The following is a 14,359-nucleotide window of genomic DNA, read 5'->3' as shown; positions in this document are numbered from 1 at the left end:
ATTTCTACCGCATGACACGGGTGTGCGGTCGCCCCCTCAGGAACGGTCGCGTGAATCGGCCAGCGCAGGGGCCCGGACGTCGGGTCCTCCCGTCGCCGCAACGTCGGCGGCTGGCACCAGTCCCGCATCGATCGTGTCGTCACTGTTCAGGCTGATCAACTGGTCGCGGGAGAACCCGAAGAACCAGGTGGTGACGAACCCCACGACGTAGGCGACGATCAAGCCCGACGCGTACCCCAGGGCGGCAACACCCCAACCATGGCTACCCTGGAGCAGGGGGAACAGCGACAGGTCGCTGGCGCCGATGGCGATGGCGCCGACGGTGTAGCCGAGCTGGTCGAACAGTCCCACGACCGCGCCGCCGAAGGCGCCGCCGATGCAGGCGGTGATGAACGGCCGGCCCAGCGGAAGGGTGACGCCGTAGATGAGCGGTTCGCCGACTCCGAGAAAGCCGGCCGGAAGTGCGCCCTTGATGGTGCGTCCGATGCTCGTGTTGCGGCGGAGCCTGAAGAACACCGCGATCGCTGCACCGATCTGACCGGCTCCGCCCATGGCCAGGACCGGCAGCAGGGTCGTGTAGCCGACCTGTTCGATCAGCGTGGTGTGAATGGGAGTGAGAGTCTGATGCAGGCCGGTCATCACCAGCGGCAGGAACAGACCGCCGAGAACGAAGCCCGCGAAGGCGCCCGCCGTGGTCAGCAGCCCGGTGGCGCCGATGCCGATCTGTACGGACACCCAGCCGGCGGCCGGCATCAGGAGGAACAGAGTGGCGAGGCCGGTGAGCACCACCGTCAGCGTGGGCACGATGAACAACGCGAGTACGTCGGGCGACCACCTGCGGGCCCACCGTTCGATGTACGCGCCGAGGATGGCCGCCGCCATGGCACCGAGTACGCCACCCTGGCCGGGGGCCAGCTGCTGACCCCAGACGACGATGTTCACGACGCCGGGGGCGACGATGATTCCGCCGATGACACCGCCGATGATGGGCGTGCCGCCGAATTCTCTGGCCGCGTTCATTGCGACGAACACGGCGAGCAGCGCGAAGAACCCGCTCGACATGACGCCGAAGATCGGCGACAGGCTGGCAAGCCACGGCACTGAGCCGCTGGTGGCCAGGTTGCTCAGGATGCCGTTGATCCCGGCGATGAGACCGCAGGCGATCAGTGCGGGGATCAGCGGCACGAAGATATTGGAGACGCGTCTCAGCACATTCTTGACTGGGGTGTTGTTGCGCTGCTTGTTCTGCTGCCGGATGGCGGAGCCCTTGTCGGCCAGCTGATCAGCAGTCGAGGGACCGGAGTCCGCCGACAGTGCCGCGCCGCGAGCTGCCTCCAGATCGATGGCCACTCGGTCGACCAGACCAGGGCCCAGTACGATCTGGAAGTTCTCACCGGGCAACGCGGCGATGACGTTGTCGATCGCGCGCAGCGCTACGACATCAGCCAGGTCCTGGTCTCGGACACCGACACGCAGCCGGGTCATACAGTTCTCGACGTCGATGATGTTATCGGCGCCACCCAAACCAACGAGCAACTGGTCTGCGATGAGTCGGGAGTCGGCCATGACTGCTTTCCTTTCGAGCAAGATGCGCACGTTGCGCGGGAGAGATAGTTTCATTCATGCAGTGGACGAGTCCGTCAACTGGGCCAGGAGAACAGCACCTCGGCGGCGTCGATGGTCCGGGTGTCCGTCGGTGCGGGCACCGAGCCAGGCGGACTCTGGAGAACGATGACCAGGCAGATGTCGGAGTAGCCGTGCGCGGCAATGACCGCTTGGTCGAACCGGACTACGGGGTCGCCGGCCTGCACCGTGGAACCCTTGGTCACCAGCACCTCGAAGCCCTCGCCGTTCAGGCGGACGGTGTCTATACCGAGGTGCACCAGAACCCCGGTTCCTTCCGTTGACTGGATGACGAAGGCATGCGGTTGGATCTGAACGATGGTGCCGCTCACCGGCGCGCCGGCGGTCACCGAGCCGGCACGACGCGACGGTTGAAGCGCCAGTCCCCCGCCGACGATTTCTTGGGCGAAAACAGGGTCGGGCACGTCGCCGAGCGGCACCACGGTTCCGCGCACGGGGCTGAGGATGTTTTCGGGCATGGCAGATTCTCCTAGGAGTGGGGTCGGGGTGACTGTTGACCGATCGTGGCCGGCCGCGGGGGCTCAGCTCAGTGTGATGGCGGTGCGAACGTCGCCGTCTGCGTTTTCGAGGCGAGCGCTGGCGGTGGCGAAATCGGTGTCGGTAATCAGCATGACCACGGCGGTCTTGGCGCGTCCGCCGGCCTGATCGATTGCGGCGGCGGCCGTGTCCTCGTCCACCCCGGTGGCCGCACTGACGATGCGCCGGGCCCGGTCGACCAATTTGGCGTTGGTGGGCTGCACGTCGACCATCAGGTTGTGGAAGACCTTGCCGGTGCGGATCATGCTGGCGGTGGAGAGCATGTTGCAGACCAGCTTCTGCGCCGTGCCCGCTTTGAGACGGGTCGAACCGGTCAGCACTTCCGGTCCGGTGTCGACCTCGATGGCGACGTCGGCGTGCTGGCTGATCGCGGCACCGAGGTTGCAGGAGACCGAGACGGTGGACGCACCAATGCTTCGGGCATGGTCGAGACCGCCGATGACGTACGGGGTGCGACCGCTGGCGGCGATGCCGACGACCACGTCATCGACGGTGAGCCCGACTGCGATCAGGTCGGCCACGGCGAAGTCCGGATTGTCTTCGGCGCCTTCCACAGCACGGAGGAACGCCCGCTCACCTCCCGCGATAAGACCAAGGACTTCTCCAGGGTCGGTGCCGAACGTTGGTGGACACTCCACGGCATCCAGCACACCGAGTCGGCCGCTGGTGCCGGCACCCAAATAGATGAGCCTGCCGCCACGGCGGCGCGCGGCCACAATGGCATACACCGCGTTCTCGATGGCCGGCAGGGCCGCCGCCACCGCGAGCGGAACGGTTCGGTCTTCCTGGTTCATCACGGTGAGCAGGTCGGCGACCGACATCGTGTCCAGGTCTGTGGTGCGGTCGTTCGCGGTCTCGGTTCCCAGTGTGGCTAGTCCCACGTCACTCTCCCTGGTGTCGTTGAAGCTGTTCATGGTTGCCGTATTCGTCCTGGATGGGAACTGACGGCGGCATAGGTGCGTTCGAGGGCGGCGCGGGCCGCAGGCAGCGATTGCGCAACTCCGACGAAGATGGCGTCGACGAGCAGGAGTTGCCCGGTGCGGCTGGCCATCGCTGCGGAACGGAATCCGAATTCGCGACCCGCAGTCACGAGAACGTGTTGTGCCTGCGCTGCCAATCGGGACCGGGTCGCGGCCGTGATGGCCACGGTCCCCGCACCGGTCGACCGGGCCGACTGCAGTGGCGCGACAGTGCCCGGGTTCTCCCCGGCGTGGGACACGCCGATGGCCACGTCGTCGGGCCCCAGCAGAGAGGCGCTGACCATCGCCGCGTCGTGCTCGGTGTACGCCCTGGCGAACAATCCCACCCGGTTCAGCTTCGCGGTGAGGTCCTCTGCGACCAGCCCGGATGCGCCGATACCGTAGACGTCGATCCGGCGCGCACTCCGGATAAGATCGATCACCGTCGCCAGGGCGACGAGATCGACCAGTTCGGCAGTGGCACGGAGCTGCTCGGCCTCGAATGCCGCCAGTTTGGTCAGGACCACGCCGATGCCGTCTCCGTCCGCGATGTCGGCTCCCACCGGAACGGCGTTGTCATGGTTCGCGCCGCCCTGTGCAGCTAGAGCGAGCCGGAGTTGGGGGTATCCGTCGAATCCGAGGCGACGTGCGGTGCGAATTACACTCGCGGTGCTTGTCGAGGCACGCTCAGCGAGTTCGTTGACCGTCAGAGCGGATGCGCCCGTCGTGTCAGACAGCAGAACCCGCCCGATCCGGGCCTCGGCCGGCGTCAGTCCAGGCAGCATCGCACTGAGCCGGGCAACCACATTGGGCGTATTCGGTCCCGCAAGCTCGCGCTGGGGGCCGGCCATCGCCTCATCGCCAGGGCCCGGCGGTTGAGCGTCCTGGGATACCAATGGAGCCTCCTATGCAGTGCGACTGCGGCGGTGCCGCATGTAAGAAAGTTTCGCACCCATGCCCCATCGTGTCAATAGGTTACATTCCGATGTACATGTTGTAGGTCGTCGTTGCGCCGGCGTTCGCCACCTCGGGAGCTGCGCCATCCTGGATGTGTGCCGCCGCCCACGCGTCGGCCGAGCCGCGCAGAAATGACTTGCCCTCGTCGGTGGCCAGCCACGCTTGGCCCTCCTCGGGCGAGATACCGCCTTCGCCTCCGCCGAAGTACGACGCAAGGCCAAGCAAGCCCGAATCCCAGCCCAGACCAGTGGCGGACGGTCCGAACTGTTCCCAGAAGCCTTCGGGGATGGCGTCGACCGCGGCAACGTTCTCCAGCTCAAAGCGGGTGGAGGACGCATCCACCGCGGTGAGCCGCACGTTCACGATCGCCGGCTCCCCCATGCCGTTGCCCCAGGTCACCGAGTAGCCGGCGGAGCCCGCGCTCGGCGGAGCGCAGCTGCGAATCTCCCCGCCGGCGTTGCCCTCGAATTGGTAGTGCCCGCCGAGGCGCAGGTCACCGCTCACCGGCAGGAACCAGCGCGGGATGCGCTCAGCGCTCGTCACCGCGTCCCAGACATCGTCGATCGACGACGGGTAGGTCTGAGCGAGAGTTTGCACGAAGGAGCGCACACCATCAACCTCCTTCGTCTCGATACCGCGCGCTACAGCCTTGAGCTGGGCGTTCACATCCATCAGTCGTCTCCTCATTCGTGGGTTTCCGGGGTCTCTTCGTCGTGAGCGGATGCCTTCGCGGCGTCCTTCTTTTGCGTGAGTCGTCCGCGCGCCAGCTCGGTGCCGAGCGCGTCGAGCTTCGGCTCCCAGAATCGGCGGAAGGCGTCGAACCACGCGTCAGCCTGGGCCAGTGGCGCCGGATTGACCGCGTAGAGCCGGCGCACGCCTTCTGATCGCACGGTCGCAAACCCGGTCTCCCGGAGCACGCGCAGGTGCTGGGACACGGCGGGCTGCGAGATGCCGAATTCGCTCTGGATGACGCGACCGAGTTCGCCGGCGGATCCTTCGCCATCCGCGAGCACCTCGAGGATGCGCCGGCGGATCGGATCGCCGAGAACATCGAATGCGTGCATGACCCCATGGTCGCGCCGTCGCTTCTATAAGTCAAGCCTTATACAAGCCGCCACTCCCTGACTGAGGGACCACGTGCCCGCTCGGAGAGGCTTGCCCGGGTCAGCCCTTGAGGCCGCTCTGGGCGAGTCCCTCGACGAACTGCTTCTGCGCCAGGACGAAGACGACCAGCACTGGAAGCGCGGTCATCGTGGCCGCTGCCAGCTGAACGTTCCAGAGTTGCCCGCCGTACGCATCCGTGTAGCGCGTCAGCGCCTGCGGCAGGGTGAAGAGTTCGGGCGATTGCAGGTACACGGTCGGTTCGAGGTAGAGGTTCCAGATGTGGAGAAAGGTGAAGATCGCCACGGCCGCAAGGGCACTGCCGGCAAGCGGCATCGCGATGCGCCACCAGATCTGCAACCGGCCAAGCCCGTCGAGCCGGGCTGCCTCCTCGAGTTCGATCGGCAGCGACAGGAAGAACTGTCGCATGATGAATGTCGCCAGCACGCTGGGCGCCCCGAAGGTCGACACGAGCAGGATCGGCCAGTGCGTGTTGATCAGGCCCATGGTGTTGAAAATCTGGAACAACGGCACGATCGTGACCTCACTGGGGATGAGAAGCCCGACCAGCACGACCATGAACAGCGCGTTCTGTCCGGGGAAACGGATGCGGGCGAAGGCGTATCCGGCGAGCGAGGCGATCAGCATGGTTCCGGCGGTGACGAGCACGGAGATGTAGAGCGAATTGAAGTACTGCTGAGCGAATGGCTGCATCTCGAAGGCTTTGACGTAGCCGTCGAAGGTGGGGTTCGCCGGCCACAGCGTGGGCGGCGAGGCGAAGATCTCGCTGATCGGTTTGAGCGACGAGATGATCATCCACCAGGTGGGCATCACGAATGGAATGGACATCACCGCGAGCGCCAGGTAGAAGAGCACGCGTCGCCCGGTCCGGGACCGGTCACTGTTCTTCTTCAGGATGGCCGCGCGCCCTGCCACCGTGTGGGGGTCGGGCGCCGAGGCCCCTTGGCCCAGCGTCTCTGCCGGGCGGGTTTCGATTGCCGAGTCAGTTCTCATAAAACACCCACTTCTTGCGGAGCTGCCACTGCACAACCGTCAGCACGAGCACGATGAGGAATAGGACGAGGGAGAGCACGGAGCCGTAGCCGAATTCTCCGAACAGGAAGGCCTGCTGGAACAGGTAATACACGAGCACAGTGGTCGAGATGCCTGGGCCGCCCTGCGTGAGCACGGCGATCTGCGCGAACACCTGCAGCGAACCGACGATGGTGATGATGAAGGTGAGCAGGATGGTGGGCGAGATCAGTGGCATGACGATTCGGGTGAAGATCGTGCGCGGGCCGGCGCCGTCCATACGTGCCGCTTCCTGGAGTTCCTGCGGCACCCCCTGGAGCGCGGCCAGAAACAACACCATGTTGAGTCCGACGTTCTTGAAGACCTGCACGATGACCACGGCGACCATGGCCGTTGGCCCTTCACGAAGCCAGTTCGGGCCGTCCACACCGACCAGTTCGAGCGCGCCGTTGACGCCGCCGTTGTCCTGGAACAGGAATCCCCACACGATCGTCCAGGCCACGAGGGAGACGACAACCGGAGAGAAGAAGAGGGTGCGGAAAAAGGTGATTCCGGCGAGAGAACGGTTGAGCATCACCGCCAGCAGCAGGGCCAGGGAGATGTTGAAGAAGACCAGGGCGACAGAGAAGATCCCGGTTGTCCGCATGACGGGAGCGACCTGCGGGTCGGCGAGGAACCGCTCGAAGTTCGCCACACCCACGAAGGTGAAGGTGTTCGCGAGCACGTTCCATTCGTGAAAGCTGAAGTAGATGACCAGCGCGAGAGGCACGAGCACGAAGGCTGCGATGCCGAGCACCTGTGGTGCGACGAACAGGTAGCCGGCCAGCGCATCACGCTGCAGGTGAGTGAGGGGGCGGCGACCGCCGGGGCGAGCCGAAGCCCGCCCCACCGGTGACTTGATGAGAGTGGTCACGACGTGCTTACTTCCCCAGAAGCGGCTCGACGGCGTCGCACACACCGATGAGGGATTCTTCGATGTCGGCATCAGGGGTCCAGATCGCGTCAAGTGCGGCGCGCACGGTCTGGCCGACCTTGGCGGAGTCGGTGTGGCCGGGGCGGACCACTCCGGTCTCGATGCCCGGGATGACGACGTTTTCGATCTGATCGGCGCTGAGGACCGGGTTTGCTGCGGCGAGGGTCTCGGTCGAGAGTTGTGATGTTCGAGCCGGCGGGAACCACTGGGCGAGCTTCTTCGAATTCTCCGGGTTGCTGAAGAACGCGAGGAAGTCGGCGGCGACGGGAGCGTTCTTGCCTGTCGCCATCACGCCGATCCCAGCCTGGCCGACCATCGAGTACTCGCCTTCTGGGCCCTCAGGCAGGGGCAGGAGGTCCCAGGCGAATCCGGAGTCAGGCAGAACGGATGCCCGCGAAATCTGCGTGACGGTGAATGCCGATTCCCCGGCGAAGAAATCGGCCGTCGTGCCCGGGCCGGGCATCGACTTCTTGTCGAACGCGGCCTCGTGGAGGAAAGTGAACGCGTCCACCATCTCCGGTGAGTCGAATTCGCAGGAGGCTCCGTCATCACCCCACGGTTCGGCTCCCCACCCCATCCACACCGACGCGAGGTTGTCCCAGGAGGTGTAGTCGAAGTCCCGCACGACAAAACCTGCCTTGCCGGTCGCCGCGTTGACGGCCGCTCCGACTTCGGAGATGCCCTCCCAGTTCCATTTGCCGGCGGCCTGCAGTTCCGCAGCCGTCGGCTGGCCTGCCGCGCGGAGGAGGTCATCGTTGGCGAACATCACGAACGGCGACGTGGAGAATGGATAGGCGATGAGCTCGCCGTCCTTCTGCCAGAGCGCCGTCGCCGCGTCGCTGAGGTCATCGAACTCGTAGCCGTCGGTCTTTTCCAGGGTGTCCTGGATCGGTGCGAGAGCTCCACTGTCGACGAAGTCAAGTGCTGCGTTCTCGAGGATCCAGGCCAGGTCGGGCGCTTTGCCGCCGGCCACCTGCGTTGTGAGTGTTGTGGTGTAGTCCTCGAACGGGAGCGGCTCGAAGGTGATGGATTTCACCTCCGGGTGTTCTGCGATGTATTGGTCCGCGATGTCGTCGAACAGGGCGAGCTGGTCTTCGTTCGCTGTCCAGACGGTCATGCGCAATTCGACGTTCTTAGGCTCTGCTGCCGGGGTTGATGACGCGCACCCGGCGAGCAGAAGTGATGTCCCTGCTAGCAGACCTACGGCGGTCAGCATCTTTGCTGATCTCATGAGCGGTTCTCCTTGGTTAGTAGCCGGTGACGTCGGGCCAGTGCAGCTCGACACCCCGGGTTGTGAGAAGGGATTGGAATTCCTCGAGCAACCGAGGTGTGTTGCGGACCACGCGGGGATCCACCGCGTGGTCCAGGCAGAAGGCCGCTAGCCAGCCCGCTGCCTCGCCGATGTTCCACTCCACCGGGTGGAGCCTGAAGGCCCCGTTGGTGATGTGGGTGGTGCCGACGTTCTTACCCGCGGGGAGGAGGTTGTCCAGGCGAACCGGGATCATCGCTCCGAGCGGAATCTCAAACGGCGCCGAAGCGACGTCGATGTAGTTGTCCCCACCCGTTGACGGGTGCAGGTCGATGCGGTACATCCCGACCCCGACGGTGTCGGGATACGTGGCCGGGCGGCCATGTCCGCGGGCAGCGATCGACAGGTCACCTTCGACGACGGTGTACTCGGCACGGATGCGGCGCGACTCACGGATGTAGGGTGCCATGGCGAGTCCGTCCTCGGTACCGGTGATGTCGCCGCGCAACCGCAACCCCGGCCAGCCGGTCCCGCCGTCGGGGCGGGGCGCTTCAGTTTGCAGCCAGTAGAAGAAGGAGTAGCTGAGCTGGCGGGAGGCTTCCAGGTGGCGCGCCCGCGAGGCGGCATCCGCATCGATGATGTTGCCGTCGAGGTAGTCGATCATGGGCCAGTTCACGAGTACGAGGTCACCCTGCAGGTGACCGGCAGTGAGGTTGCCCTTGGCCAGGATGCGACGGAAGACCCACAGTTCCTCATCGCCACCGCCGGCACGCTGGTCGGCGAGCTGCGTCGTCGGGTCGTCGTTGACGAGAGGGTTGAACGACCGGGTGACGATCTCGAGCGTGCGCGGGTGCGGTGCCGTCAGGCTCAGAAGTGGCGCGCCCCAGAATTCGGGGGCGTAGTTGCGCCAGTAGTCATAGCTCGCGGGCTTCTGGATGGTGTGGTCTTCGCCGTCGACGTGGTCGAGTACGAAGCACCAGGACAGGGCCTGCACGTTCTCGGCGTCGCCGACCTCGGGTGCGCTGGGCTCGCCTGTCTCGTCGCGGCCCTCGGTGCCCGTGACGTACTCGGCACCGGTCAGGGGCAGCAGGTCGCCGAGTTCGGTGGCGTCGAGCACGTAGTCGGCGGTGATCGTCGTCTCGGTGTCACCGGTGAGGGAGGCGAGCGTCACCGAGGTCACCCGGGTGCCGTCGACCTCGGCCGAAAGGGGCACGACGGACTTGATGATGGTGAGCTGCTGTGATCCGAGGTACCGCGCGAACAGGGCGTCGATGACGGCGACGGCCACCCGAGGTTCGGCGCACAGTCGGCTGACGAGGCCGGCACCCGGGTTGAGATCGGCGCGGTCTTTCACCTTCTGGAGTAGAGGGTAGTTGTCGCGGTAGTAGTCGCGGATGCCTTCACGTAGCTCCCGGTACGACGCCGTCACCCCGAACTGCTCCACCCAGGTGTGCTCGTCCATCGGCACGGCCTGGCTGGTGAGCTGCCCGCCGAGCCACTGGTATTCCTCGGTGAGGATGACGCGCTTGCCGCCGCGTAGCGCAGCGAGGGCTGCGGAGACGCCGCCCATGCCACCGCCGACCACGAGAACTTCGGTGCTGAGAGACGTGCGGTTCACAGATTGCTCCCGATTCTCGGGGCGCCCAGTGTGGCGCCCTCGATGATGACGCACTCGAGCAGTTGCCGGTGCGGTAGTGGTTCAACGGCATCGGATGAGCCGTTCATGATCTGGTGCAGGAGGGTGATCGCATTCGAGCCGAGCTGCGGCCGCGGAGCGGCGAGCCGGGTGAAGTCGAGGCCGCGTTCGCTGGGACGAGTGCGCTCGCCGAGCACCACAATCGATAGGTCGTTCGGGACATCGACGCCGTCCGCGACAGCGATATCGACGAGGCGGTGGGCATGGGTGGCGTCCTCGACGATCAGCACCGTGGGCTGAGCTTTTCGGATGGCTCGCCACGCGGCCTCGAGGTCGGAGCCGTCGGTGGTTGCGCTGGTCAACTCGACTCGGGCCTCGTCGAGCACGCGCACCAATCCGGACTGGCGGTCGCGGGTGGACTCGGCATCGGTCGGCACGTGCAGTGAATAGAACCGAGTGTGTCCTCGGGCAAGGGCGAGTTCCGCGAGGGTCGACGTGGCATTCGCGTAGTCGACACCGACGTATGGGATGCGCCCAGCGGGATCGTCCCGTCGGCCGATAGCCACGAAGGGATAGCCGGAGTCGACGAGGCGGTTGAGTTCTCCGGTGTCCATCTTCTGGCCGAGCAGCAGGCATCCGTCGGCGAGTCGCAGGCGGTTCTTCTCGTGGAAGAGCTGGCGGCGCCCATCGACTATGGGCGCGCTGGTGAACATCAGCAGGTCCACACCGAGCGACTCTGCAGTGGTTTCGATGCCCATCAGCAAGGGCGCGTAGAAGTCCGAGGTTTCCTGCGGGAAGGCCGGCTCGTAGGTGAAGATGCCAACGAGGTCGTTGCCGACGCCGGCGAGGCTTCGTGCGGCGGGGTCCGCCACATAGGTCGTTTCGGCGATCGCGTCGAGCACTCGTCGGCGTGTTGCCTCCGGAATCCGCGAGGTCGAATCTGCTTTGCCGTTGAGAACGAGCGAGACCGTGGCCTGACTCACGCCGGCCAGCTCAGCGATGGTGCGCTGGGTGACTCGTTGCGACTTTGTGTGCGACATTGCAGGATTCTCTTTCTCGGCGGTGAGACGTTGCCACGGGCAACTGCTAATGCGTATTACCGTGCTTTCGAAAAGCTAACTGGTTATACGTATTAGCGCAACAGTTCCGAGAAAATACTTCGAGAGCGTGCCGTACCGAGAGCGTACAGAGCGCGCTCAGCGCGGCAGGATGACAATCTTGCCGATGTGTCGTCGTGCGGAGAACTCCCTGTGGGCCTCCGCAATCTCGGTCAGAGCAAACGTGCCGCTGACCTGGGGGCGCACGTCCCCACGGCGGGCCAACTCGACAAGACGTCGGAAATGAACACGGGTGTGCATCGAGGATCCGATCAGTTGCACATTGTGCAGATACAGACGTCGAAGGTCGAATTCGATCACCGGCCCCGCAACGGCACCGGCGATGACCCATCGACCGTTGTCCCGAAGCAGGGGCATCAGGGCCGAGACTCCCGGTCCGCCCGCGATGTCCGCAACAACGTCCAGTCCGCCGGGCGAGGCGGCGGCAATCTCGGCCTGGATGTCGGCTGAGTCCCGGTTGAAGACTCGAGCTGCCCCGTTCGCGAGTACGGCATCCTCTTTGGAGCCACTCGTGATCGCCAGCACCCGCGCGCCGCGCGCCGCGGCCAGCTGCACCAGGGCGAGGCCCACTCCCCCGGATGCCCCTGTCACCAGCACGGTCTCGCCGCCCTGCACCCGCGCACGTTCGAGCATCCCGATCGCTGTGCCGAAGGCGACGGGCAGACACGCCAGCTGCTCGTCTGACAGTGGCGAGTCCTGCACGTCGTGGGCATGCGAGGCGTCCACGGCCACGTACTGCGCGAACCCGCCGTCGGCCTCGCTTCCCAGGTACCCCACCGGTGACGCGTTGTCGTCCTCGGAGCCGTACAGGGCGGGGTCCACCAGCACCCGTCGACCCATCATGTCTTCGGTCACACCGGCCCCCACCAGGGCGACGACACCCACGATGTCTCCACCCTGGATTCGCGGAAAATCAAAGGTGCCCAGCCAGCCGGCCTGAGCTGCGGGATCCTCGGGCAATCCGTAGGCGCCCTGCCGGGTCCAGATGTCTGTGTTGTTCACCGCTGCCGCAGACACTTTCACCAGGACCTGGTTGTTCTGCGGGCGAGGACACGGCCAGTCGTGGTGCAGTTCCACGACTTCGGGGCCACCGAATTTGGTCAACACGGCTGCCGTCATCACGTTTGTCATCGTTCCAGCCTGTCAGGGTCACAGGCGCCCGCGCCACCACGCTCAAATACTGCAATGGTGCTCAGACCGGGCTCGAGAACGCTGGAGCGGCCGTCAGCCGTCGATCTCGATCGTGTACGAGACGATCTCGGTGACGCGACCGTCGACGAAATCGAAGATGTCGCAGGACGCCACCACCGAAACGTCGCCGCCGGCCTCGGTGTACCGAGCGAGGCTGTCGACCACGACGCTGTCACCGCCGACGACCGTGCGAAAGCGTTGGAACTCGGTGGTCACCTGCACGAGGTCCTCGGCGCTCCGTCGGCAGAGTTTCTCTACGGTGTCGCGCCCGAGCACCGGCTCGTCACCGACGACGCTCCACACGATGTCGTCGGCGAGATACGGCAGGGCCACCTCGAAGCGGTGGCTGGAGAACGCTTGCGCGATCTCCTCGGGGGTGGCGCTCTCCTCGGGAGTGAAGCTCATGTTCCTCGTCCTTTCCGACGCGTTCTCGTGCCGAGATCGTGCGGGGTGTCCTGCCGACCCGCCTGGGCAGCACGGTAGCCGAATCAGGGAGACTGAACCAGCCCCCGTGTCCTGCGGTCCCCCTTGGTCTCACCCCGAGGTTGTTCACACGAATGAGTACAGGATCCAGACCAGACCGAAAGCCATGAACCCGATCGCGGTGGCGAGCACGCTCCAGGTGCGCAGGGCGAGCGACGTGCTGAGACCGAGGAATCGGCTCACCAGCCAGAAGCCTGAGTCGTTCACGTGCGAGAACGTGATGGCACCGGCGACGATGGCGACGGTGATGCAGGCCAGCGCGAAGGGGTTGGTCTCCCCCGAGGCCAGGATTGCCGGCGCCATCAGACCAGCTGCGGTTGTGCCCGCGACGGTGGCCGAGCCCTGAGCGACGCGCATGATGACGGCCACGAGGAATCCCGCCAGAATGAGCGGCAACCCGATGGCGTCGAGGCTCTCGGCCATCGCACCGCCGATACCCGTCGCGGTCAGGACGCCGCCGAACATGCCGCCGGCCCCGGTGATCAGGATGATCGACACGACGGGCGCGAGGGCATCGTCGACGAGGTCTTCCAGAGCCCCGCCCAGCCGACCGCGGGTACGCCGAATCACCAGCAGGTACATGGCCAGCAGTGTCGACAGGAGAAGTGCGATGGGCGTGTTGCCGATGAAGATGAGAATCTGCGCCCACAGTTGGTCGTCGCCGATGGTCCCGGTGGCGACCAGAGTGGAGAGACCGGTGTTCATGAAGATGAGCACCAGCGGAAGAAGCAGCACCAGCAGGACGACGCCGAACTTGGGCGGGTTGACCACCGTCTTGGGCGGCAGGCCGAGCAGTTCCGGAACAGCGAGGGCCGGATGGCGCTTGGCCAGCACGAGCGCGAGCCGATAGCCGGCGACGTACCAGGTCGGCAATCCGACGAGCAGGGAGACCATCAGCACGAGACCGACATCGGCGCCGATGATTCCGGCGGCGGCGACGGGGCCGGGGTGCGGCGGCACGAGGGCGTGCATCATCAGGAACGCGCCCGTTGCCGGGAGAGCGTAGAGCAGCAGTCCGCCACCCAGGCGCCGGGCCACGGTGTAGATGATGGGCAGCATCACGAGGAACCCGGCATCGAGGAAGATCGGGAACCCGAACAGGAGTGACGCGACCGACAGGGCGAGCGGGGCGCGTTTCTCGCCGAAGACTCGCAGCAGGCTGTCGGCGAGAACCTGGGCACCGCCTGAGGTCTCGACGATGCGACCGAGAACGGCACCGAACCCGACCAGCAGGGCGACATTGCCCAGGGTACGTCCGAACGGGCCCACGAGGGTGTCGATGAGTTCATCGGCGTTGACGCCAGCCACGGCGGCGGTGACGATGCTCACGATGATGAGCGCGAAGAAGGCGTGCATGCGGAATTTGATGATCAACAGCAAGAGCACCACGACCGCGCCGACGGCGATGCCGAGCAATGCGGGGACGGGGAGGGCGAGCTCGGTCGCCGTCTGAAGGGTGAGCATGGGCAATGTCCTTAC

Annotated in this window: 14 protein-coding genes; all 14 read right to left on the bottom strand. The window is 65.5% G+C overall.

From position 1 onward, the window contains the following. Positions 1-36 precede the first annotated feature (36 nt). The 14 genes from E3T61_RS14630 to E3T61_RS14565 all read right to left on the bottom strand — a co-directional run bounded on the left by E3T61_RS14630 (position 37) and on the right by E3T61_RS14565 (position 14,344). Positions 37-1,620: a PTS transporter subunit EIIC gene (locus tag E3T61_RS14630; protein WP_241992589.1), complete on the bottom strand. Its 1,584-nt coding sequence runs from the start codon at positions 1,618-1,620 to the stop codon at positions 37-39. Between the two features lie 20 nt (positions 1,621-1,640). After that, the gene (locus E3T61_RS14625) at positions 1,641-2,102 is read right to left on the bottom strand and encodes a PTS sugar transporter subunit IIA (RefSeq protein WP_134641567.1); all 462 of its coding nucleotides are present in this window, start codon (positions 2,100-2,102) and stop codon (positions 1,641-1,643) included. A 63-nt stretch (positions 2,103-2,165) separates the two neighbouring features. Then, on the bottom strand, positions 2,166-3,095 hold the full coding sequence (murQ, locus tag E3T61_RS14620; protein ID WP_134641566.1) for an N-acetylmuramic acid 6-phosphate etherase: 930 nt from the start codon (positions 3,093-3,095) through the stop codon (positions 2,166-2,168). Further along, positions 3,092-4,036 carry a MurR/RpiR family transcriptional regulator gene (locus E3T61_RS14615; RefSeq protein ID WP_198418702.1) on the bottom strand — a complete coding sequence of 315 codons (945 nt, stop codon included), beginning with the start codon at positions 4,034-4,036 and terminating at the stop codon, positions 3,092-3,094. Before E3T61_RS14615 ends, murQ begins: the two co-directional genes overlap by 4 nt. Positions 4,037-4,115: 79 nt before the next feature. Then, positions 4,116-4,769 carry an SRPBCC domain-containing protein gene (locus tag E3T61_RS14610; RefSeq protein ID WP_338145531.1) on the bottom strand — a complete coding sequence of 218 codons (654 nt, stop codon included), beginning with the start codon at positions 4,767-4,769 and terminating at the stop codon, positions 4,116-4,118. Positions 4,770-4,780: 11 nt separating this feature from the next. Further along, on the bottom strand, positions 4,781-5,161 hold the full coding sequence (locus E3T61_RS14605) for an ArsR/SmtB family transcription factor (protein ID WP_134641565.1): 381 nt from the start codon (positions 5,159-5,161) through the stop codon (positions 4,781-4,783). Positions 5,162-5,261: 100 nt separating this feature from the next. Beyond that, a complete protein-coding gene (locus E3T61_RS14600) occupies positions 5,262-6,212 on the bottom strand; it encodes a carbohydrate ABC transporter permease (protein WP_134641564.1) in 951 nt (316 codons plus the stop codon). Continuing rightward, on the bottom strand, positions 6,202-7,143 hold the full coding sequence (locus tag E3T61_RS14595) for a carbohydrate ABC transporter permease (protein WP_241992588.1): 942 nt from the start codon (positions 7,141-7,143) through the stop codon (positions 6,202-6,204). Before E3T61_RS14595 ends, E3T61_RS14600 begins: the two co-directional genes overlap by 11 nt. Positions 7,144-7,150: 7 nt before the next feature. Then, the gene (locus tag E3T61_RS14590; protein ID WP_241992587.1) at positions 7,151-8,320 is read right to left on the bottom strand and encodes an ABC transporter substrate-binding protein; all 1,170 of its coding nucleotides are present in this window, start codon (positions 8,318-8,320) and stop codon (positions 7,151-7,153) included. 130 nt (positions 8,321-8,450) lie between these two features. Then, positions 8,451-10,070, bottom strand: a complete 1,620-nt coding sequence (locus tag E3T61_RS14585) for an FAD-dependent oxidoreductase (RefSeq protein WP_255455688.1) — start codon at positions 10,068-10,070, stop codon at positions 8,451-8,453. Further along, the gene (locus tag E3T61_RS14580) at positions 10,067-11,128 is read right to left on the bottom strand and encodes a LacI family DNA-binding transcriptional regulator (RefSeq protein ID WP_134641561.1); all 1,062 of its coding nucleotides are present in this window, start codon (positions 11,126-11,128) and stop codon (positions 10,067-10,069) included. The genes E3T61_RS14585 and E3T61_RS14580 overlap by 4 nt, the downstream gene beginning before the upstream one ends. Before the next feature lie 156 nt (positions 11,129-11,284). Continuing rightward, the gene (locus E3T61_RS14575) at positions 11,285-12,337 is read right to left on the bottom strand and encodes a zinc-binding dehydrogenase (RefSeq protein WP_198418701.1); all 1,053 of its coding nucleotides are present in this window, start codon (positions 12,335-12,337) and stop codon (positions 11,285-11,287) included. 93 nt (positions 12,338-12,430) lie between these two features. Next, positions 12,431-12,802: a nuclear transport factor 2 family protein gene (locus E3T61_RS14570; RefSeq protein ID WP_134641560.1), complete on the bottom strand. Its 372-nt coding sequence runs from the start codon at positions 12,800-12,802 to the stop codon at positions 12,431-12,433. A gap of 144 nt (positions 12,803-12,946) precedes the next feature. Next, a complete protein-coding gene (locus E3T61_RS14565) occupies positions 12,947-14,344 on the bottom strand; it encodes a GntP family permease (RefSeq protein ID WP_134641559.1) in 1,398 nt (465 codons plus the stop codon). Between the last annotated feature and the right edge of the window lie 15 nt (positions 14,345-14,359).

The organism is Cryobacterium lactosi (assembly GCF_004403945.1).
GTDB classification, from domain to species: Bacteria; Actinomycetota; Actinomycetes; order Actinomycetales; family Microbacteriaceae; genus Cryobacterium; species Cryobacterium lactosi.
The sequence above is the reverse complement of the archived record's forward strand: the minus strand, read 5'-3'. Positions and strand labels throughout refer to the sequence as shown.